18 protein-coding genes are annotated in these 20,563 nt (G+C 48.8%); 10 read left to right on the forward strand and 8 right to left on the reverse strand.

Features of this window, described 5'->3' with window-relative positions:
• Positions 1–119: 119 nt before the first annotated feature.
• A complete protein-coding gene (locus C7I86_RS09400; protein ID WP_010872995.1) occupies positions 120–1,274 on the reverse strand; it encodes an alanine--glyoxylate aminotransferase family protein in 1,155 nt (384 codons plus the stop codon).
• Between the two features lie 290 nt (positions 1,275–1,564).
• Here C7I86_RS09400 and C7I86_RS09405 point away from each other — a divergent pair, with 290 nt between their 5' ends.
• Positions 1,565–1,990: an FHA domain-containing protein gene (locus C7I86_RS09405; protein WP_010872996.1), complete on the forward strand. Its 426-nt coding sequence runs from the start codon at positions 1,565–1,567 to the stop codon at positions 1,988–1,990.
• Positions 1,991–2,083: 93 nt separating this feature from the next.
• Here the strand turns inward: C7I86_RS09405 and C7I86_RS09410 are convergent, their stop codons facing one another.
• Complete coding sequence (locus C7I86_RS09410) at positions 2,084–2,383, reverse strand: 2Fe-2S iron-sulfur cluster-binding protein (protein ID WP_010872997.1); 300 nt, start codon at positions 2,381–2,383, stop codon at positions 2,084–2,086.
• Positions 2,384–2,527: 144 nt separating this feature from the next.
• Between C7I86_RS09410 and C7I86_RS09415 the strand changes: the two genes are divergently transcribed.
• Complete coding sequence (locus tag C7I86_RS09415) at positions 2,528–3,229, forward strand: HEAT repeat domain-containing protein (RefSeq protein ID WP_010872998.1); 702 nt, start codon at positions 2,528–2,530, stop codon at positions 3,227–3,229.
• Between the two features lie 78 nt (positions 3,230–3,307).
• Here C7I86_RS09415 and C7I86_RS09420 read toward each other — a convergent pair whose 3' ends face one another.
• From C7I86_RS09420 to C7I86_RS09435, 4 genes are all read right to left on the reverse strand, one after another.
• Positions 3,308–4,474 (reverse strand): sugar phosphate nucleotidyltransferase, encoded by a 1,167-nt coding sequence (locus C7I86_RS09420; RefSeq protein WP_010872999.1) that lies wholly within the window; start codon positions 4,472–4,474, stop codon positions 3,308–3,310.
• A gap of 165 nt (positions 4,475–4,639) precedes the next feature.
• On the reverse strand, positions 4,640–5,548 hold the full coding sequence (locus tag C7I86_RS09425) for a CoA-binding protein (protein WP_010873000.1): 909 nt from the start codon (positions 5,546–5,548) through the stop codon (positions 4,640–4,642).
• A gap of 104 nt (positions 5,549–5,652) precedes the next feature.
• Positions 5,653–6,702, reverse strand: coding sequence for a type 2 isopentenyl-diphosphate Delta-isomerase (gene fni, locus C7I86_RS09430; protein WP_010873001.1), 1,050 nt, complete (start codon positions 6,700–6,702; stop codon positions 5,653–5,655).
• 171 nt (positions 6,703–6,873) lie between these two features.
• On the reverse strand, positions 6,874–7,980 hold the full coding sequence (locus C7I86_RS09435) for a hybrid sensor histidine kinase/response regulator (protein WP_010873002.1): 1,107 nt from the start codon (positions 7,978–7,980) through the stop codon (positions 6,874–6,876).
• A 577-nt stretch (positions 7,981–8,557) separates the two neighbouring features.
• Here C7I86_RS09435 and C7I86_RS09440 point away from each other — a divergent pair.
• The 7 genes from C7I86_RS09440 (at position 8,558) to C7I86_RS09470 (ending at position 15,346) form a co-directional block, all read left to right on the forward strand.
• A complete protein-coding gene (locus C7I86_RS09440) occupies positions 8,558–8,782 on the forward strand; it encodes a photosystem I reaction center subunit IV (RefSeq protein ID WP_010873003.1) in 225 nt (74 codons plus the stop codon).
• A gap of 34 nt (positions 8,783–8,816) precedes the next feature.
• Positions 8,817–9,680 carry a DNA-formamidopyrimidine glycosylase gene (locus C7I86_RS09445; RefSeq protein ID WP_010873004.1) on the forward strand — a complete coding sequence of 288 codons (864 nt, stop codon included), beginning with the start codon at positions 8,817–8,819 and terminating at the stop codon, positions 9,678–9,680.
• Positions 9,681–9,712: 32 nt separating this feature from the next.
• The gene (locus tag C7I86_RS09450) at positions 9,713–10,441 is read left to right on the forward strand and encodes an NUDIX domain-containing protein (RefSeq protein ID WP_020862300.1); all 729 of its coding nucleotides are present in this window, start codon (positions 9,713–9,715) and stop codon (positions 10,439–10,441) included.
• A 49-nt stretch (positions 10,442–10,490) separates the two neighbouring features.
• The gene (locus tag C7I86_RS09455) at positions 10,491–12,167 is read left to right on the forward strand and encodes an NAD+ synthase (RefSeq protein ID WP_010873006.1); all 1,677 of its coding nucleotides are present in this window, start codon (positions 10,491–10,493) and stop codon (positions 12,165–12,167) included.
• 362 nt (positions 12,168–12,529) lie between these two features.
• Positions 12,530–13,381, forward strand: coding sequence for a bifunctional diguanylate cyclase/phosphodiesterase (locus C7I86_RS09460; protein WP_231848029.1), 852 nt, complete (start codon positions 12,530–12,532; stop codon positions 13,379–13,381).
• Positions 13,382–13,608: 227 nt separating this feature from the next.
• Positions 13,609–14,751 carry a response regulator gene (locus tag C7I86_RS09465; protein WP_010873008.1) on the forward strand — a complete coding sequence of 381 codons (1,143 nt, stop codon included), beginning with the start codon at positions 13,609–13,611 and terminating at the stop codon, positions 14,749–14,751.
• A gap of 142 nt (positions 14,752–14,893) precedes the next feature.
• Complete coding sequence (locus C7I86_RS09470) at positions 14,894–15,346, forward strand: BLUF domain-containing protein (RefSeq protein WP_010873009.1); 453 nt, start codon at positions 14,894–14,896, stop codon at positions 15,344–15,346.
• Here the strand turns inward: C7I86_RS09470 and pheT are convergent.
• Positions 15,343–17,775: a phenylalanine--tRNA ligase subunit beta gene (pheT, locus tag C7I86_RS09475; protein WP_010873010.1), complete on the reverse strand. Its 2,433-nt coding sequence runs from the start codon at positions 17,773–17,775 to the stop codon at positions 15,343–15,345. The genes C7I86_RS09470 and pheT overlap by 4 nt on opposite strands.
• 283 nt (positions 17,776–18,058) lie before the next feature.
• Here pheT and C7I86_RS09480 point away from each other — a divergent pair, with 283 nt between their 5' ends.
• The gene (locus C7I86_RS09480; RefSeq protein ID WP_010873011.1) at positions 18,059–19,783 is read left to right on the forward strand and encodes a serine/threonine-protein kinase; all 1,725 of its coding nucleotides are present in this window, start codon (positions 18,059–18,061) and stop codon (positions 19,781–19,783) included.
• 102 nt (positions 19,784–19,885) lie between these two features.
• Here the strand turns inward: C7I86_RS09480 and C7I86_RS09485 are convergent, their stop codons facing one another.
• A complete protein-coding gene (locus tag C7I86_RS09485) occupies positions 19,886–20,554 on the reverse strand; it encodes a response regulator transcription factor (RefSeq protein WP_010873012.1) in 669 nt (222 codons plus the stop codon).
• Positions 20,555–20,563 lie beyond the last annotated feature (9 nt).

The following is a 20,563-nucleotide window of genomic DNA, read 5'->3' on the forward strand; positions in this document are numbered from 1 at the left end:
CAAAAAAAGAGGAGATAAATCCAAGGTCAGAATTGTTCATTCCCTGGTTTACCCCCCTCTGTGACGATATTTGGAGATCGCCGTTGTTAATATTGCTGGTTTAAGACTTTGTCAGGTGATTAACCTTTAGCCAAAACCCCAGCGGCGGCGGCCACTCCAGATCCAGGGGTCACGCCCTCATAACCTAGTTCAATCAAAGTGGCTTCCAAGGCCCCGATGCAACTGAGGATATCCCGGTCACAAACAAAACCCAGGTGCCCAATGCGGAAGATTTTTCCTTTCAGGTGATCCTGCCCACCGGCCATGGCAATGTCGAATTTTTTGCGCATGGTACTGCGAATTTTTTCCGCTTCCACTCCCAGGGGCGCAACGGCGGTAATGGCATTACTTGCCGCATTATCGGGGGCAAATAGGGGTAAATTCAACGCTTTCATGGCCCCCCGGGTCGCATTGGTGTGGCGTTGATGGCGGGTAAAAATAGCATCTAGGCCTTCCGCTTTCATCATTTGCAGAGACGCTTGCAACCCATACATTAGGTTGATGGGGGGGGTGAAGGGGGAGCTATCTTCATCGGTGGATTTTTTATATTTTTTCAAATCCAGGTAGAAGCGAGGAATAGTGGCGGTTTCGTAGGCTTGCCAAGCTTTGGCACTTACGGAAACAAATCCCAATCCAGGGGGAATCATATAACCCTTTTGAGAACCGGATGCCACCACGTCCAGGCCCAAATCATCGATCGCCACGGGGGTAGCGCCCAAACTGGTTACGGCATCCACAATCATTAACGCCCCACCATGGGCCTTAGCGGCGGCATTGATGGCGGCCAAGTCATTCAAGACTCCGGTGGAAGTCTCGGAATGGGTGATGATCAGAGCTTTAATAGTTTTATCGCTGTCCGCTTCCAACAAGGTTTTGAAGTCATTGGGGTCCAACGCTTTGCCCCATTCGGCTTTAATTTCTTCTACTGCTAAACCGAAGGTTTTGGCCACCTTGACCCAACGATCGCCAAATTTACCGTTATTGCCCACCAATACCCGATCGCCAGGGCTGAGGAAGTTGATAATGCTCGCTTCCATAGCCCCCGTGCCACTGGTAGTCAGCATCAACACGTCGTTTTCAGTTTGATGTAACCATTTGAGGTTTGCCGTCAGCTCAGCGATGATTTTGCTAAAGTCACCACTGCGGTGGCCAATGGGATGTTTCGCCATGGCCAACAAAACTTTTTCTGGTACGGGAGTTGGCCCCGGAATCATCAACATTTGCTTATTATCCATCGCGGTCAATCCTCCCCTTCGCTAAACGCAGTCAGGTAATTTTCTAGGGTTAATTTGTCGGTAATTGTTATCAATGCCGGAGTTATTGGGCATGATAGTTAGGCTTCCCATATTACCAAAACATGGCGCTGGCAAAATCTGTGCTGTGGCCCCAGCTTGATTTCCTTGACTGCCATTGGCGTGGTTTTAAGAGGACTCTGGGGCGATCGCCTCCACCAGAATTACCTAGGTGCAAAAGCAGGACAGACCGTACAATGGGAAACGATTAATCAAATGCACGCATAACTTGAATGGCCGCCATCACCCTCACCCTCCTTCTCCCGGGTAAAAGCGTTGCTGTCCAGAGCTGGACCTTTGAATCGGAACAAACCATCCGTGTGGGTCGGGCGGCGGATAACGATGTTGTACTTTATAGTGCTGTAGTATCCCGGCATCATCTAGAACTCCGACGGGAAGAGGAAGCTTGGGTCGCCATTAACTTGGGAGCTAATGGCACCTATATGGAAGCGGAAATGGTGGAAAAGCTTGTCCTCAAGGATGGCATGGTTCTACGCTTAGCCAGTTCCGGCCCCAAAATACAGATTAGGCTTCAGTCTGAACTCAGTACCCTGGAACAGGAACTAGCTCAACAAGATAGTTCCCCTACTGGGCCAGGGGAAGAACAAAAATCCAGCCGTCTCCACCCTGGGGATTCCAAAGAGACCATCATCAACTAGTGGTCCGACTAAAGTAGTTGATGATCTTACCTCCGGATGTTGAATGACATCATATCTAGCCCTTATCCAGCCCTTGGCCTCCGGTGATCGCCCCTAGCCTTTGGGTTTGGTGTTCACACTCACCGGCCCATTGACCAAGGTTTGACAGGCGAGACGGAAATTGTCGGGCTTTTTGCGCAATACCCTATTTTCAAAGTCGGTTTTCGGGGAAAGATTTTCCATACCCGCTGTGATTTCCACGATGCAAGTGCCACATTGGCCGTAGCCTCCGCAGTTCATCAGTTTTCCTTTCAAGGTATAAATATCAACGCCATTCTGCAGGGCCTTTTCCCGTAGGTTGGCACCCTGGGCCACAACAATATCCTTCTGCTCTTTAACAAAGGTAATGGTCACTGCAATTTCCTCCTGTCCTCAGGGGACAAACTATATTAAGAAAGTTTACGGGATTATGTTGCCCGGGGAGAATTTGTCCGTGGGGGGTTTACCGACCGATCGCCGGTGAGAAGTACCAGGATAGCTTTATAAAGTTTTGTTACAATGGCAGAAGAAATTCTCAGAAACCCAGCCATGACAGCCCTGACCCTCGAACAAATTGCCAGCCAACTCGACAGCCCCAATTCCCGCGATCGCCTGATTGCCCTAGCTTCCCTGAGACCCTATTCCAGTGAGGAGGCGGTGCCCCTGATTAAAAAAGTTTTAGATGACGATACTTTACAGGTGCGTTCCATGGCGGTGTTTGCCCTGGGCATTAAGCAAACCGAGGAATGCTATCCCATTCTGGTTAAGCTGTTGGAAACCGATGGAGACTATGGCATCCGGGCCGATGCCGCGGGGGCCCTGGGTTATCTAGAAGACGAACGGGCTTTCCATCCCCTCTGCCGGGCTTTTTACGAAGATACGGAATGGCTGGTGCGGTTCAGTGCGGCGGTGGCCCTGGGCAATTTAAAAGATATTCGGGCTCAAACGGTCTTGCTGGAAGCACTGAAAAGTGACGAAGCAGTGGTACAACAAGCGGCGATCGCGGCCCTGGGGGAAATTGGTGCCGTGGATGCAGTAGATGCGATTTTGGCCTTTGCATCCCATGAGGACTGGTTAATTCGCCAAAGATTAGTGGAGGCCCTGGGAAATTTGCCCTGCGACCAGAGTCGTTCTGCTTTGACTTTCATGGTCAAGGATGAGCACCCCCAGGTGTCCCAGGCGGCCCAGTTGTCCTTGCAAAAATTAGACCTGCTTAGCTAGGTTTTCTGTTTCTTTTCCCCTTGTCTAATCAAAATCTGCAACCGGAGAAAAACAATTTCCCCCAGTTCTCTTCTGTGATTATTCCGGCTGGAGAAGCTTGGAAATTTCCCTTTGGGATGGGTATTCTTGGCGGTATTGCACAGCGGCATGGCGAGCATCGGTGATGAGCCAGTCCAACGCCGCTGCCTGCACATCGATCGCCGCTCCGGTTTTATCTACACAGTAACGACCAAACACCAACTTATCCACTAAGCGAGCCCCGGGACCTAAACGGGAATACTCAAAAATTACACTGTTGTCCACCACCGCTCCCTGACAGATCAGGCAACTGGGGCCAATCATGGAAGGGCCGATGATTTTTACCCCGTCCTCAATGCGGGTCATGCCGCCAATGTAAACTGGACCCTCAATTTCAATGTTGTCCCAGTTAGCGGCTACGTTGATGCCTGTATAAACCCCCGGTCTAACTTCAATGCCGGGAATTTGCACATTTTTAATTTCCCGGGAAAGCACTCCCCGGATGGCCTGCCAATAGTCGGGCACTTTGCCAATGTCTACCCACTCAAAGTCCATATTGACTGCATAAAAGGGTAGGCCGCTATCCACCAGCTTGGGAAATAGATCCCCTCCCAGGTCGTATTCCTGGCCAGAGGGAATGTAGTCGATTACTTCCGGCTCAAAAATATAAATGCCCGTGTTAATTTCTGTGCTCAGGGCTTCTTCCACCGCTGGCTTTTCCTGGAAAGTTAAAATTTTGCCGTTGTCGTCCGTGACCACTACCCCATAGCTAGATACCAATTCCTGGGGCACTGTCTTGGTGATAATGGTGGCGATCGCCCCTTTTTCTCGGTGGAGCTTAACCGCAGTGGTTAAGTCTAAATCAATTAGCGCATCACCGCAAAGCACCACAAAGGTGTCGTCAAAAAAGGGGTTAAACTCCTGAATTTTCTTCAGCCCCCCGGCTGATCCCAAGGCCTTGCCCACCAGGTCACCATCAACAATATTGCCTTCAAAAGAATAGGCTATTTGTACGCCAAACCTTTGGCCATCCCGAAAATAACTTTCTATCTCCTCCGCTAGATGGCTCACATTGACCATGATCTGGTCAAAACCATGTTGGCGCAACAACTCCAGCAAAAACTCCATCACGGGCTTTTGCAAAATCGGGATCATCGGCTTAGGAATGGTGTGGGTGATTGGTCTGACCCGAGTGCCCTTGCCGGCGGCCAAAATCATGGCTTTCATCAACAATTTTCCTCAAACTCAATCACACAAGTTGGCATAACTCACCCGCCAGTCTATCAAGATTCTTCTCACTACTCCAATAAGCATAGCTGAAAGCTTGGAGGAGTAACTAACCCCATGGTGACCGCTGGCGGGAAAGCAGAATCTATCTCCATCATCTTTGCCCTAATCAGTGCCCAAATGGCGACTTTCCATGGCTAGGGGCAAAAAAATGGGTAGCTCCCAGGGGGCTTCCGCCACCGGAATGTTAGCGTTCTCAAAGGCTTGTACCGTTTGCTCAACGCTGGTTAGAAGGGGACGTTTATGGGACAGTTGGTTGGCCACAATGGTGAGGGAATCGCCAAAGTGTCGTTTGATTTTTGCGCCCCGTCCTGCCAAATAGGCCACCACTGGTTTTTCAATGGCCGAGGCCACATAATCCGCCGCCCGCATTTCCCCGTTACTGTTGGGTTGCCCCAGCAATAAAATAGTTGCCGTTTGTTCGTCTTCTTCTAGCACCTGGAGCCATTGCTCAAAGTTGGAACCATTGAGGCCGTCGGTGCCTAGACTGATCACCATGGATTGTCCCAAGCCAGCGGCGCTTAAGGTTTGGGCTATGTCGTCGGTGAGGCGATCGCAGTGGCTAATAATGCCGATGGGCCCGGGTAGATAGCAATTGGGGTCGAGGGTGCCGACGGAAAACTGTTGGGGGATCATAATGCCTTGACTACCGGAACCAAGGATCAGGGTGTGGGTAGCTTGGGCTTCCCGCAGGAGAGTAATCATATCCAGGGGGGGGACTCCAGCGGACACAATTACTAGTTGACGAATGCCTGCGGCGATCGCCTCTAGGGCCGCATCCAAAACTCGGTAGGGGGGATTGAGAATTAAGCTAATGTCCACGGGGCCGACGGTTTTAACGGCTAAATCCACCAAATCAAATACCGGCAAATCCCCAATTAGTTCTCCCCCATGGCCTGGACTTACCCCCGCCACCAGCTTGGTCCCACAGCTCCGCATCTGTTCCAGGTAGGTTAAACCGAGGGGATGATGTACTCCTTGTAGTAATACTTTGCTCTCTTTATGCCATTTCATGGGGGGATTATTAAAGGAAAACTGTGGCTTGATGCCCTACTCCGCAGCTATCGGGGTCAACCAGTCCAAGCTTCACTGTATCGTCAACCAGAGCAAAATGTCCCTTAAGGTTTAGTTAACCTTTGTCCCGATTGTCTGTCCCAAAGGGGGACTTGGGCCAGTTGGGTCAGATTGGCGGCATCACAACAAAAGGCGGCGATTTGCAGTTCCCTTAGCCGTGCCTGGTAATGGTCATAAACCCTTTGGGCGTTGATTTTCGCTTCTGCTAATACCGGTGCCGCACTACCCACCAGGGTGGCCCCCAGGGCGATCGCCTTGGCCCCGTCAATGCCGGAACGAATGCCGCCGCTGGCGAAAACCAGGATCTGCTCAGTATTTTGCACTACCTGTTGCAAACTCCAGGCTGTGGGTAATCCCCAATCGGCAAAGTTATGGGCCACTTCCTTCGCTTGGCGATCGGTTTGTCGATGGGCTTCCACTTCACTCCAACTGGTGCCCCCAGCTCCAGCCACATCGATCGCCCCGACCCCACATTCCTGCAATCTTTTGGCCACCGGACCGCTAATGCCATTGCCCACTTCTTTGACAATTACCGGCACTTCCAAAGCCTCTACTAAAGCTTCTAACTTAGACCAGAGTCCCGACCACAGGCGATCGCCATCGGGTTGCACCGCTTCCTGGAGGGGATTGAGATGCAAAATCAGCGCATCGGCTTCAATCATATCCACCGCCCGCTGGGCTTGCTCCAAACCGTAACCGTAATTTAATTGCACTAATCCCAGGTTGGCAAAAAGTAAAATATCTGGGGCGACGGAGCGGACTTGATAGGTGAAGGCTAAATCAGGATTTTCAATGGCGGCCCGTTGGGAACCCAAACCCATGGCGATGCCCAAAGCCTGGGCCACCTCGGCTAAAAATAGATTAATTTGCTTGGCCTCTGGCGTGCCGCCGGTCATACTGCTGATCAACCAAGGGTAAGTCAAGGATTTACCCCAGAGGGTCAGTCCCAAATCCACTGCATCCAGATCCACCGCAGGAAGAGCGCAGTGTTCCAGCATCAATCTTTCAAAGCCGGTGGAAATGCCTTTGCCCACCACATCTTCTTCTAGGACAATGCGGATATGATCGGACTTACGGTGGGGGGTGCTATCCATCAGTGAATTACATTACAAATACCGGCAAGCAATTTTGCCATCAACTGGAGGGAGTGGAGCAATAACTTAAAAATAACCCAGGATTAAGGTGGGGGCATATTGTGGTGGTGCTGCTAGGAAAAACCAAAAAACATTAGGGATTTCGATTTCAGTACTATTGCCCTTGGAGTCTTAAATGGAGTCTGATTCCCAGCCCTGGATAGTAATGGTGGTGCCTTCCCCGGGGACACTGGCGATCGCCAATTTTCCACCGTAGAGTTCCGTCAGTCGTTGAGCTAAGGTCAACCCCAGCCCAGAACCCTGTTGCTCAAATTCGTGACGCCGGAACTGTACATGGGCACCGATGGAATTTAATTCTTCTTTGGCCATGCCCCTACCATGGTCTCGGATGGTCAAGTGACAGGTGCCATTTTTAGCCACGGCTTCCAGTTGCACCAGGGTACCAGGTAGTGAAAACTTAAAAGCATTGTCCAGCAATTCTTGAACAATTTTCTGAAAATCTGGCTCCGCCACCTGGACCCGCTGGGGCACAATCATCATTTCCACATCCTGACGGCGGGGTTGATTCTGTCCCAAATTCTCCAACACCAGAGCCAAGCTCAATGGCAGTTCGGTGTATTGACTCAACCGGGATTGCCACACCTCCAGGCGGGTGGGGCTGGCCAAGAGTAGGTCCAAATCTGCCATCAACAAAAAATTCTCCACCAAACGATGGAGTCTCTCCCCAGAGGTTTTGATGTCATGCAACGATTCCATCACTTCATTGTGGGAGAGGGAATCATAGAAATTAATCAGCAACTGGGACGTCCCCAAAATCCCGTTTAGGGGGGTCAATAATTCATGGGGCAGGGAACGGGTAACTTGTTGGCGCAGATTATCCAGGCGGCTTTCCACCATGGCCTGGCGCTGATAATGGCGGTCCAAACGGGTGGTGATGGCATGGAGCAGTTCATCGATGGTGAAGGGTTTGGTTAAATAATCATCTGCCCCCAATTCCATGCCCTGGCGGAATGCGTGGTGGTCTGCCTTTGCTGTTAAAAGAATAAAAGGAATAACCGCCAAGTTGGGGTCCTGGCGTAGGGACATCAATACTTCAAATCCCGTCACCCTGGGCATCATCACATCACAGAGAATTAAGTCCGGCAGATGTTGCTTCGCCAAAGCCAGACCAGTTTCACCATCGGGGGCAGAAATAACTTCGTAGTCTTCCAGGGAGAGAATGTCCTCTATATTCTGCCTAACCTCTAGTTGGTCTTCAATTATCAAAATTTTGGGCATGGGTTGCGCTTAAAAAATGATGTTGTAGATAATTCTGACCTTTCTCCATTATTTTCCTACCTCATGTCTCTTTGCTCACCATGATTTTTTTGTTAGGGGAGTTTTCTGGGCGGCAGAATATCAGGCGATCGCCAAACTCAGTTGTGCCCTCAAGTGAGCAGCAGTAATGAAGTCAAATTCCATACTAGGCGGCGGTAAAAAGGACTTGAATCAAGTTTTTGGGAGTAGGGGAGCAACTTTAAGAAGAGATTACGGAAAATTTAAGGAAAATAAGATTTAAAGAAAATCTAGAAACCCCAGGAAATTTTAAGATTATTCATAACTGTCGATTGTGCTTCTATTATCTATCCATATGATCCAGAAAGGGGAATTGGGTCAAGCTCTTTTCCCTAGAACCACTCCCAGGAGCAGGGATATGTAAAGAATTGTTTTGGGAAAGTCGGGGGGAGGGGGAGGACGCAGAATAAAGCTGGTAGAATTTGGCGTTAAGTGGGCTGGGTTGTTGCCTGGGGCTTCCTCGGGACACCAGCAAACGGGATAGTTTTTTACAAATCGCAATTATCTAAGGAATTAAATCATGGCCTTAAATCGTGGTGACAAAGTTAGAATCAAACGCACTGAGTCCTACTGGTACGGTGATGTTGGCACGGTTGCTAGTGTGGAGAAAAGCGGCATTCTCTATCCGGTGATTGTGCGCTTCGACCGGGTGAACTACAACGGTTTCAGCGGTAGTGCTTCCGGGGTAAACACCAACAACTTTGCCGAAAATGAATTGGAATTGGTGCAAGCGGCGGCAAAATAGTCTTGACTGTGGACTAAATTTGCATTGTTGAACTGTGCCAGAACTACCAGAAGTTGAAACAGTATGCCGGGGGCTCAATCGTTTGACCCTGGAGCAGACCATCGGGGGAGGGGAAGTGTTGCTTGATCGCAGTCTTGCCTACCCCGTTTCTGTTGAGGATTTTCAGAAGCAAATTACCGGTTGTCGTTTGGTGGGCTGGCAACGGCGGGGAAAGTATTTGCTGGGGGAACTTAGAAGCAATCAAGCCCCAGGGCCGGCGGGATGGTTGGGATGCCATTTACGTATGACAGGGCAGTTACTCTGGACAGAACGGGATCAGCAGAGACCACGACACACTAGGGTGGTGCTCCACTTTGAGGGCGGGTGGGAGTTACGTTTTGTGGATACCCGCACCTTTGGCAAAGTCTGGCTCCTACCAGGCGATCGCCCTTGGGCTGAAGTAATGACGGGGCTGGGACAGTTGGGGCCAGAACCCTTTGGGGCGGATTTTACGGCGGAATATCTCTACGAAAAGCTGAAATCCAGTCGCCGCCCTTTAAAAAATGCCCTGCTGGATCAACGGTTGGTGGCAGGCTTGGGTAATATTTATGCCGATGAAGTCTTATTTTTTTGCGGCTTCCATCCCACCATGGCGAGTAATCAGGTGAGTTTGCAGGACTGTGAACTGATACATCAACAAATTCAAGCCACTTTAACAGCGGCCATTGAGGCTGGAGGCACTAGTTTCAGCGATTATCGCCAGGTGACTGGTATCAATGGTAATTATGGCGGTATGGCCCAGGTCTATGGTCGGGAAGGAGAACCCTGTCGTCATTGTGGTACAGTGATCGCCAAAATTAAATTGGGAGGGCGATCGGCCCACTTTTGTCCCCAGTGTCAGCCAAAATTAGAGCGGTGAATATAGACGCATATAGGTCAAATAAATTATTGATGAATCCGATGGGCCAGCCTCGACAAAACCATTTAGCTGACTTTAAAGTGGGTGTGGATAACGTTATTTTTTCCGTCGATACCCACTTACATCGTTTATTGGTCTTACTAGTTAAACGAGAAGATCAGCCCTATCAAAATTATTGGAGTTTTCCCGGCACCTTAGTGAGAATGGGGGAAACCCTAGAGGGGGCCGCCCACCGGATTTTATCAGAAAAGATTGCCGTCAAAAATCTTTATTTAGAACAATTATATACATTTGGTAACCCTGGTCGAGACCCCAGGGAAGCACCGGATCAGTATGGGGTCAGGTATCTATCCGTCAGCTATTTCGCCCTCATCCGCTACGAAGATGCCCAGTTAATGAGCAAAAATCTGAGTCAGGTCAGTTGGCATAATGTGGCGGCCATTCCGACCTTAGCTTTTGACCACAATCAAATCCTTGACTATGGCTATCAGCGGCTCCGTAATAAATTGGAATACAGCCCCATTGCCTTTGAAGTGTTGCCAGAATTGTTTACTTTAAATGATTTATTTCAACTCTACACCACGGTTTTAGGGGAAGATTTTGCCGATTATTCTAATTTTCGCTCCCGCTTATTAAAATTAGGTTTTCTCAAGGACACCGGCCAAAAAATCAGCAAAGGAGTAGGTCGTCCCGCTAGTCTTTTTCGTTTTGATGCCCGGGCCTTTGCGCCACTCCGGGATAAACCCCTAGTGTTTGTCTGAATTGGCTCCGGTGGATTAAAGTAATAATTACCATAATACCCCTCTGACTATGTTTACCATTGCCCTTGCCCAGCTTAATCCCACCATTGGGGCGATCGCCGAGAATGCCGAAAAAATTGTCACGGCAGCCCTGCAAGCCCAGGCAAGGGGAGCTGATTTACTATTAACGCCGGAATTAGCCCTCTGTGGTTATCCCCCCAAGGATTTGTTACTTAATCCAAGTTTTGTCGAACAACTGGAAGAAGAGTTACAATGGCTGGCGGAAAAAATGCCTCCTTCTATAGCAATTTTAGTGGGCACTGTTACTCCCCACCACCAGGCAGAACGCCAAGGACAAAAAAAACTTTGGAATAGTGCAGTATTAATTGAACAAGGACAGATAAAGCAGTGGTTTCATAAATGTCTCCTACCCACCTATGACGTATTTGATGAAGACCGTTATTTTGCCTCGGCTGCCAAGAGTGAATATTTTATCTATAAAAACGTCAAAATTGGTGTGACTATTTGTGAAGATTTGTGGAATGACGAGGCTTTTTGGGGACAAAAATTTTATCAAGTTAACCCCCTCATGGATTTGATTGATCAGGGCGTGAATTTAGTTGTTAACCTATCAGCTTCTCCCTACAGTTGTGGCAAGCATTACCTGCGAGAATCCTTGATTAGCCACAGTGCCAAGAGATTTAATGTGCCTTTGATTTATGTTAACCAAGTGGGGGGCAATGATGATCTCATTTTTGATGGGGGTAGTTTTGCTGTCAATAGCCAAGGCAAAATTATTGGGCGATCACCGTTATTTCAAGAAGACTTAGCCCTGTTAAGTTATGACTTAAGTAGTGGGGAGTTAACTGGGCAAAAGTTAGCTAGTTTACCTATGGTGGATACCGAAGAATTGTGGCAAGCTCTGGTGTTGGGGGTGGGAGACTACCTCCACAAATGCGGTTTTAGTAAGGCAATTTTAGGTCTGAGCGGCGGCATTGACTCTTCCCTAGTGGCGGCCATTGCTGTGGAAGCTTTGGGCAAAGAAAATGTGCTGGGAATTTTGATGCCTTCTCCCTACAGTTCTGACCATTCTATTCAGGATGCCTTGGCCTTGGCAAAGAATTTAGGTATGAATACCCAAACTATTCCCATTGGGCCGATTATGGCCACCTATGACCAGGCCCTAGTACCCCTTTTTCAAGATGCCCCCTTTGGCCTTGCCGAAGAAAATCTCCAGTCCCGCATCCGGGGCAACCTCCTGATGGCGATCGCCAATAAATTTGGCCATCTACTCCTCAGCACTGGCAATAAATCGGAATTAGCGGTGGGTTACTGCACCCTCTACGGGGACATGAACGGTGGCCTAGCGGCGATCGCCGACGTCCCCAAAACCCAAGTATTTGAACTATGCCGCTGGCTCAACCGGGAACAAACCATCATTCCCCCCAGCGTTCTGACTAAACCGCCCAGCGCCGAACTCAAACCAGGGCAAGTAGACACCGACTCCCTTCCCCCCTACGATGTCTTGGACGGCATTCTTGGGAGATTAGTCGAAAAACATCAGTCTCCCCAGGAAATCATCAACGCAGGCTTTGAGCGGGAAGTCGTACTAAAAATTTGCCAACTAGTGCAAAAGTCAGAGTTCAAACGTCGTCAGGCCGCCCCGGGACTGAAAGTCACAGATCGAGCCTTTGGCAGTGGTTGGCGCATGCCCATTGCCCAAGCTTTCCATCCCCAAGGCAGTTAATTTCAGCGGCAAAGCTATATTTCAGGGGCTAACTAGTCCGGGAGGATCATTGAATTTTTTCCCTGGACTAGGTTAGGATTTATTAATGTAAAAAAAATATAAGCACAGTCAAATTGTCTCCAAACTTGGCATCTAAGCTTAGCGTTTGCTTAGAATAACTTAATTGCGTTTATTTAAAAATCAATAATTTCTCTTTTTTGGAACGAACAAATGTCATGAATTCCTCGCTTTACCATGGTGAAAAAATCCGCCATTGGTTTCCTAACTCCTCCCTAGATTTTGTTTCCTCACTACATGCAATGTTGGACAATTTGTCAAAATGGTTTCGTAATTTACCTATCCCAAATTTTAGTAACAATTCCTTGTTTCTCCGTGGAGTTAGTAAAGTTCCCAACTCTCCCCAATTTAATGACCCAATTCAAAACCTGGCCTGGGAAATGGCCCATTGCCTGGAGCAAAAAAAATTTCACCTCCATTACCAACCCCAGATTGATATCAAAACAGGAGCTTTATTGGGGGTCGAAACCCTCATTCGTTGGCACCACCCCCGCCTAGGCTTTATCTCCCCTGCCGAGTTTATTCCCATTGCCGAACAAACCGGATTAATTGTCCCCATGGGCTACTGGGTACTACAACAAAGCTGCCTTCAATACCAACGCTGGCTTTCCCAAGGCATTCCTCCTTTCAAGTTATCGGTCAATTTATCCCTACGTCAATTACAGGAAGCGAACTTAGTAAGCGAGATAGAAAGTATTGTTGCTCAGACTCAAATAAGTTACCAGCAAATTACCCTGGAAGTGACAGAAAGTCTTATGCTCTATGAACCAGGGGAAACCATTAATCGCCTCAATCAACTAAATGAAATGGGCATACAAATCGCCATTGATGATTTTGGTGTCGGCTATTCTTCCCTCTCCTATCTCAAGGATTTACCTCTCCAGACTTTAAAAATTGATAAGTCGTTCTTAGATGACCTTTTGACTAGGGAAAAAAATCAGGTAATTCTCCAAAGCATTATCGAACTAGGTCATCGTCTAGATCTAAAAATTGTTGCCGAAGGCGTGGAGAGTGTAGAACAATTAGCCATGCTCAAATCCATGGATTGCGACTATGGCCAAGGCTACCTTTTCAGTCGCCCTCTAACTGATCAAGATACTACTGCTTTTTTTCGCACATCATCCTTTCTGGAAACTCGCTGCCTAGCTACAGTTTAAAGAATCCGTTTTTGATTTGTTGTTAGTATGTTTTTAATATTTAAATACTCCATAAACTCCACTTTTGATTCCAGGTCAATGCCGTCTCTAAGGCCGGGGAAATTAGTCAAAATAGTCTAAATCTTCAAAATCCAGCAATACACAATACCATTAAATAATCAGCCAATTGCTCCGCTAATTAACTAAATCCAACCTTCTAAATTTCCATCCACTGTTCAAGCACCATAATGAGCAATTCAGTTTTGTCCACTTCTTCCCCAGGTAATATCCAAACTCGGCAGGCGATTCCGGCCCAACTCCTCTATTCCCTCGTCAACCAAAAAGCCAGCGGCAAACTTGTGGTACAAAACCCCTTTGACGAATTTGTTTATTGGCAAGTTTATTTGGGGGATGGTCGTATTCACTTGGCCAACAGCGCCAATGGTTGTTCCGAAAGACTTAATTATCTGATTGGTAGCACCCTTCGTCAGAAGGGCATTGAACTGCCATCAAGAATTGCTGACGATTATATTTTTCTTTCCGGGCTCTGGAAAAGGGATGTTTTTTCCTTTCAGCAAACCCGCTCGATTCTGACCCAAGCTAGCCAAGAAGCCTTAGTTCAGGTACTTTCCTTACCTAAAACATCCTATCGTTTTAATCAAGAAAAAGAACTGAGCGAACTATTTTTGAATTTAGAGTTAGAAAAAACTATTACCCCCATCAAACATAAAATTCGCTATTGGTGGGAATTGAGGTCCTATATTAACTCGCCTTTCCAGCGACCCCTAGTGGAAAACTGGCTTAGTCTGCGCCAAAATTTGGTGAAAAATAACCTCCATGGCCAACATTGGCTAAAACGCTTCCACACTTGCTTGGAAAATCTAAATTGCTTATATGAAATTGCCGGGCATTTGGAAATCAGTACTTTGGAGTTGGCATTAATGCTACAGCCCATGGTCAAGACTGGCGAAATCAAGATGCTGCCTTATCAAGAAATTCAAACGGATGACCGCCCTTTGGTGGCTTATGTTGACCATAGGGAAGTCCAGCAGCGCATGATGACCTATTCTTTGGAAAAAGAAGGCTATCGAGCCTTAGTACTGGATGATCCCTTTCGGGCTTTAACGGTGTTGTTGAATTCTCCCCCCAATCTGATTATCATAAATACTGACTTGCCGGACATGAACGGTTATCAACTCTGTTCGTTTTGCCGTAAGTCCAATCAACTTAAAGATGTGCCGATCCTACTATTGGGGAAAGGTGACAATTTGATCAGCGGTATTCGTATCAAACTTTGTCAAGCTTCTGGGTACTTAAGTGAGCCTTTTGTTCCAGAAGAATTACTCGATCGGGTGGCAAAACTCCTTCCCACCAATAAAACCAACTCCTGACGGCTTTTCTGCGTGATGAAAAGACAGTTTCAAAGGAGCGATTTCTGTTCCCAGGTACTGTTTTCCTTGATTCTAATCCAGATAGCAACCCACCATATTATTAATCCTAAAATTACAAAGTAGCTAAAAGCTACGCACAAAAATGAGTTTGTACCGTTTGATTTACAGCAGTCAGGGCATTCCCAATTTACAACCCCAGGATTTAAAAGATATCTTAGAATCTTCCCAAAGAAATAATCCGGCCAATGGCATTACCGGACTGCTCTGCTACAGCAAGCCGGCTTTTCTGCAGGTATTGGAAGGAGAGTGTGAACAGGTTAATGAAACCTACCACCGGATTGTGCAAGATGAACGCCACCACAGCCCCCAGATCATTGAGTGTATGCCGATCAGAAGAAGAAACTTCGAGGTTTGGTCTATGCAAGCGATCACGGTGAATGATTTGTCAACGGAACAGGTTAAGACTTTGGTATTGAAATATTCCGGCTTCACCACCCTACGGCCCAGTGCCATGGACCCGGAACAATGCCTAAACTTTTTGCTAGACATTGCCAAGATTTACGAGTTGTCCGATAACTTTTTCCTCGACCTCTAACTGCGTAAACTAACGGCAAATTGTTTGGTCAAAGCTTCACGAATTTGATTATGTAGGGGTTCCACATCGGCATCGGTGAGGGTTCGATCGCCGACCCGGTAGGCCAAACTAAAGGCGAGACTCCGTTGTCCGGCGGGGACGGATTGCCCCCGGTATTCATCAAATAGTTCCACCTGCTCGAGTAAATCGCCGCCCGCTTTAACCATGGCTTGGGTCAGTTCCGCCACGGTTAGTTCCAGGGGAGCATAGAGGGCTAAATCCCTGGCCACCGCTGGGTAAGGGGAATAAGGACGGAAATCGGGAGTACCCAGAATTTGGGTTTCCATGGCTTGGTATAGGGGGGTTAGGGTGATTTCAAAGGCGTAAACCTCATCAATCAGACCTTTTTCCCGGCGTAATTGGGGATGGAGTTGCCCAAAGCGTCCTAACACTGTTCCGTTACAGCTCAACAGGGCGGTGCGACCGGGATGGAGGCGGGGATCTTGGTGATCGCCGCTGTAGGTGACGGTTGCCCCCAAACGCTGAAAGATGGCCTCTAATAAACCTTTGGCATCGTACCAGCTCATGGGTTGGGGTTTACCACCCTGGGGCCAGGTGCCTTCGGTAATCTGGGATCCGCCGCAAATGCCCGCCAGGTGGTCCGCCTCACCGATGTCTCCTTCGTTCTGCCAAAAGACCCGACCCACTTCAAAGGCATTCAAAGCCCCATTATTTTGGGCCTGGTTGTTGGCAAAGGCGGTAATCAAACCATCGAGTAAATTGGTGCGGAGAGCGGAATATTCCGCAAAGAGGGGGTTAGCCAGCATCACTTCAGACCCGTGGGGTTTCACTAAGGAGTAATGAACTACCTCGGTTAAACCTACTCCTCGACAGGCTTCCCGTAGGGCTAACTCAGCTTGATAGGAGGGGGATAAACCACCGGCAATGGTATTGGAGGGTAACTGCTCACAGAAGTGGTCATAGCCGTACAGTCGGGCTACTTCCTCAATTAGGTCAATTTCCCGTTCAATATCCCGTTGACGGTAGGAGGGTACTGTCACAGCCCACACCGGAGTGTCACTGTCTGATTGTCGGGTTAATCCACAACCCAGATCGGTCAAAATTCTTTCCACATCTTCAGCGGTAATATTACCGATGCCGGTGGGGGTGTTTACTTTACCCAGCAATTGTTGCAAGCGTTCCAAACGCAGATTAATTATCGCTTCCCCTCGGTCTTGCCGCTGATCGGCTTTACCTTGGCGGACTACGGTGCCCCCGGCCAATTCCGTCATTAGGGCGATCGCCCGGTGCAAAGCGACTTCCAATTCACACCGGTTCACGCCCCGTTCATAGCGGGTGGAAGATTCACTGCGGAGATTAATGGCCTTACTGGATTTGCGGATGGTGACCCCATCAAATAGGGCGGTTTCCAGCACAATATTTTGGGTATTTTCATCCACCTCTGTAGCGGCTCCCCCCATCACCCCGGCGATCGCCACTGGTTGGTCGTTGGCAGTAACCAATAAATTTTGGGGTTGCAAAGTCCGTTCCTGGTCATCCAGGGTAATTAACTTTTCCCCTTCCTCAGCAAAGCGTACCCCCAGGGCAAACCCTTCTGGGCCAACTAGGGTTTGCAATTTATCCTGGTCAAAGCTGTGCAAGGGCTGACCCCATTCCAACAGCACGTAATTGGTCACGTCCACCACGTTGTTGATGGGCCTAGTTCCCGCCGCTAACAGTCTTTGTTGTAACCAATCCGGGGAAGGACCCACTTTGACTCCCCGTATTACTGTGCCCACATAGGTAGGACAAGCCTGGGGTTCCGTCACACTGATGGGCAAATCCTGGTCGGATACCGATACCGCTTTTATCTCCGGTAGGCTCAGCTTACCTCCAGTGAGGGCGGCCACTTCCCTGGCTACCCCCACCATACTGAGGGCATCGGCCCGGTTGGCGGTGGGGCTAATTTCTAGAATGACATCGTCTAAACCGAGTAGGGGCCCCACAGGACTACCCGAGGGCAAGTCCAAGTCTGGAAAAATATGAATACCTTCAGACTCCTTACTCAGACCCAATTCCGCTAGGGAACAAATCATGCCGGAAGATTTTACCCCCCTTAACTTGGCGGGTTTAATTTTTAGATCTACTTTGGGTAAGTAACTGCCCAGGGTGGCCACCGGTACCAAAATATCTGCCCTGACATTGGCAGCACCACAGACGATGGTAGAAGGCTCCTCTGTCCCAATATCCACCACGCAAACGCTTAATTTATCGGCATTGGGGTGTTTTTCCCGGGAAATTACTCGCCCCAGCACCACCCCCGCTGCCCAGCTCCGACGGTCTTCAATTTCTTCCACTTCCAAACCGGCGATCGTTAGCAATTCCCCAAGCTCTTCTGGAGACAAATTAAGTTCAACCAGGGATTGCAGCCAGTTGACAGAGATGCGCATGGGTTTCCTTTTCTACTGATTTGTATTAATGCTTGCTTAGTTTGCGATGGCGTCAGCGGCATCTATTGTATCGCTGAAGGCATTACCCCAGGCCACTCCGGGTCATGTTTACAACTTTCGGAACAAATTTATAGCTCTGGAAGCTCAATGAACCAAAGTTTCCCACTAACTAGCCTAAAATAGAGTGGCCTTCCCCATCCCATCAACCCTCGGAAAATTTAACGAATTTAATACAGCATAGGTTAATAGGTTAGTCTTACATCACACCATCTGGTGAACCGGAATGAGTTTTTGCGTTAATCCCAATTGTCCCCATCCGAAAAACCCCAATAATGTGCAGGTATGCCAGGCCTGTGGGAATAGTCTGCGCCTCAACGGCCGTTACCAAACCTTGGGTTTATTAGGAAAAGGGGGATTTGGGGCCACCTTTGCCGCAGCGGACGTGGCACTGCCGGGGACTCCCATTTGTGTGGTGAAGCAGTTACGGCCCCAAACCGATGATCCCAATGTGTTCCGTATGGCCAAGGAACTGTTTGAGCGGGAAGCCCAGACCCTGGGTCGGGTGGGCAATCATCCCCAAGTGCCCCGTTTACTGGATTATTTTGAGGACGATCACCAGTTTTATTTAGTGCAAGAGTATGTTAAGGGGCATAATTTGCACCAAGAAGTGAAAAAAAATGGCACTTTTACCGAGGGGAGTGTCAAGCAATTTTTAACAGAAATATTACCTATCCTTGACTATATCCATTCCCAAAAGGTTATTCATCGGGATATTAAGCCTGCCAACCTCATTAGGCGGCAAACAGACCAGAAATTAGTGCTGATCGATTTTGGCGCAGTGAAAAATCAAATTGATTCGGTCCTCTCTTCCAACACCTCTGCCCAAACGGCCTTAACGGCCTTTGCGGTGGGCACCGCCGGCTTTGCTCCCCCGGAACAGATGGCCATGCGGCCAGTTTACGCCAGTGATATTTATGCCACCGGGGTAACTTGTTTGTATTTACTAACTGGTAAGACCCCCAAGGAGATTGATTGCAATAGCCAAACCGGGGAGATGGACTGGGAAAAACATGTGACAGTTTCCAGCAAATTTGCTGAAGTGATCCGCAAAATGTTGGAACTTTCTGTGCGCCACCGTTACAAGAGTGCCCAACAGGTGCTGGATGCCCTGGAGATGCCCACCTATGAGGATGGCATGATGCAGGGCATGGTTTCTACCCCCTTTACTACCCTAACAGGAGCTGGGGACGAGCCGGCCACGGGTATCCGCATGGGGAATAGTTCTTCTCCAGACTATGGCGACCCATCCACCCGATTTAACACCAATGTCCAGCCCAGGGACCCTAGTTCCACTAGCCTGAATACTGGCATTAAAACCCGCACAGCTAAACCGAGGCAAAGTCCCAGGGATAGGGCTACCAGCAATATTGAGTCTCCGACCACCAGGGTACGTCCTGCCTCCAATATGGCGGATGGAGGCTCTGTTGGGGCAGGGGGGATTGACTACAACATGGTTAACCCAAAACCCTTTTCCCGTCGGGAAGAAGAAAAGCAGGCGATCGCCAACCAACCGGAGACTAAACGTTGGAATGGCAAAACTTTTTTGGCGGAGTATGCCCAGGGTAAAAGGGATTTTGCCGATCAGAATTTAGTGGGCATAGTGTTAGCTAAGGCGTTTGTGCCGGGGATTAATTGTTATCAGGCTAATCTGACCAATGCTAATTTTGAGCAAGCGGAGCTCACTAGGGCAGACTTTGGCAAGGCCCGCTTGAAAAATGTCATCTTCAAAGGGGCTAATTTGAGCGATGCCTACTTTGGCTATGCTGACCTGCGGGGGGCAGATCTACGGGGAGCAAATCTCAACGGTGTTAATTTTAAATACGCCAATCTCCAGGGGGCCAATTTCTCCGGGGCGGATTTGGGTTCAGCCAAAGTATCCCCAGAGCAGTTGAAGCTTGCTAAAACCAATTGGCGCACGGTTATGCCCGGTTCTGGTCGGCGGAGATAGGCTTAGGTCCAAAATCTCCACTGTTTCTGACCAAACCAAGCATTAGGGTAAAAACTCCCATTTCCCCTTGGGGCCAGAGCGTCACTAGCAGTGTCAGTAACCCTAATTAACTAATCCGGAGCGGATGGCCCTCACCGCCGCCTGGGTGCGGTCATTGGCGCAGAGCTTGTTGAGGATATTCCGTACATGGGTCTTAACTGTGCCCACGGTGATATAGAGTTTTTCCGCAATGTCGGCATTACTACAACCGTCCACAATCAACTGCAGAACCTCCAGCTCCCGTTCCGTCAACCCATAGGACAAAGAGGTGCGGCTGGGGGAAGATGGTTCCGATGGCTCCGCCCCTGGGGCATGGGCCAAAACTATTCTGGCGATCGCCGGATCAATCCAGGCAAAACCACCATGGGTGGCTTGAATCGCTTCAATTAACAATTCAGTGCGGCTATCTTTCATGCAATAGGCATCGGCTCCAGCACTGAAGGCGGCCAATACTGTTTCTTCTTGGTCATTGAGGGTCAAAATCACTACCCGACATTGGCAATTGAGCGGGCCTTTTTTCAACTGTTGGGTGACATCAATGCCGTTCATGTCGGGCAGGCCAATATCGATGATTACCACATCGGGCCGTGTTTGTTGCATCATCACCAATCCCAACCGGCCATTGGCGGCTTCCCCCACCCACTCAAAACTGGGTTCCATGGTCAAAGCATCCTGCAAACCTTGGCGAATCAAATCTTCATCTTCAATTAAGGCAATGCGAATTTTCTCCATGGTCAGGAC

The sequence above is a fragment of the Synechocystis sp. IPPAS B-1465 genome (assembly GCF_003015225.1).
Classification (GTDB): domain Bacteria; phylum Cyanobacteriota; class Cyanobacteriia; order Cyanobacteriales; family Microcystaceae; genus Synechocystis.

Coding starts and splice junctions, on each gene's coding strand:
- C7I86_RS09400 (WP_010872995.1), bottom strand. CDS start 1,274: ATGGATAATAAGCAAATGTTGATGATTCCGGGGCCAACTCCCGTACCA.
- C7I86_RS09405 (WP_010872996.1), top strand. CDS start 1,565: ATGGCCGCCATCACCCTCACCCTCCTTCTCCCGGGTAAAAGCGTTGCT.
- C7I86_RS09415 (WP_010872998.1), top strand. CDS start 2,528: ATGGCAGAAGAAATTCTCAGAAACCCAGCCATGACAGCCCTGACCCTC.
- C7I86_RS09420 (WP_010872999.1), bottom strand. CDS start 4,474: ATGAAAGCCATGATTTTGGCCGCCGGCAAGGGCACTCGGGTCAGACCA.
- C7I86_RS09425 (WP_010873000.1), bottom strand. CDS start 5,548: ATGAAATGGCATAAAGAGAGCAAAGTATTACTACAAGGAGTACATCAT.
- fni (WP_010873001.1), bottom strand. CDS start 6,702: ATGGATAGCACCCCCCACCGTAAGTCCGATCATATCCGCATTGTCCTA.
- C7I86_RS09435 (WP_010873002.1), bottom strand. CDS start 7,980: ATGCCCAAAATTTTGATAATTGAAGACCAACTAGAGGTTAGGCAGAAT.
- C7I86_RS09440 (WP_010873003.1), top strand. CDS start 8,558: ATGGCCTTAAATCGTGGTGACAAAGTTAGAATCAAACGCACTGAGTCC.
- C7I86_RS09450 (WP_020862300.1), top strand. CDS start 9,713: ATGAATCCGATGGGCCAGCCTCGACAAAACCATTTAGCTGACTTTAAA.
- C7I86_RS09455 (WP_010873006.1), top strand. CDS start 10,491: ATGTTTACCATTGCCCTTGCCCAGCTTAATCCCACCATTGGGGCGATC.
- C7I86_RS09465 (WP_010873008.1), top strand. CDS start 13,609: ATGAGCAATTCAGTTTTGTCCACTTCTTCCCCAGGTAATATCCAAACT.
- C7I86_RS09470 (WP_010873009.1), top strand. CDS start 14,894: ATGAGTTTGTACCGTTTGATTTACAGCAGTCAGGGCATTCCCAATTTA.
- pheT (WP_010873010.1), bottom strand. CDS start 17,775: ATGCGCATCTCTGTCAACTGGCTGCAATCCCTGGTTGAACTTAATTTG.
- C7I86_RS09480 (WP_010873011.1), top strand. CDS start 18,059: ATGAGTTTTTGCGTTAATCCCAATTGTCCCCATCCGAAAAACCCCAAT.
- C7I86_RS09485 (WP_010873012.1), bottom strand. CDS start 20,554: ATGGAGAAAATTCGCATTGCCTTAATTGAAGATGAAGATTTGATTCGC.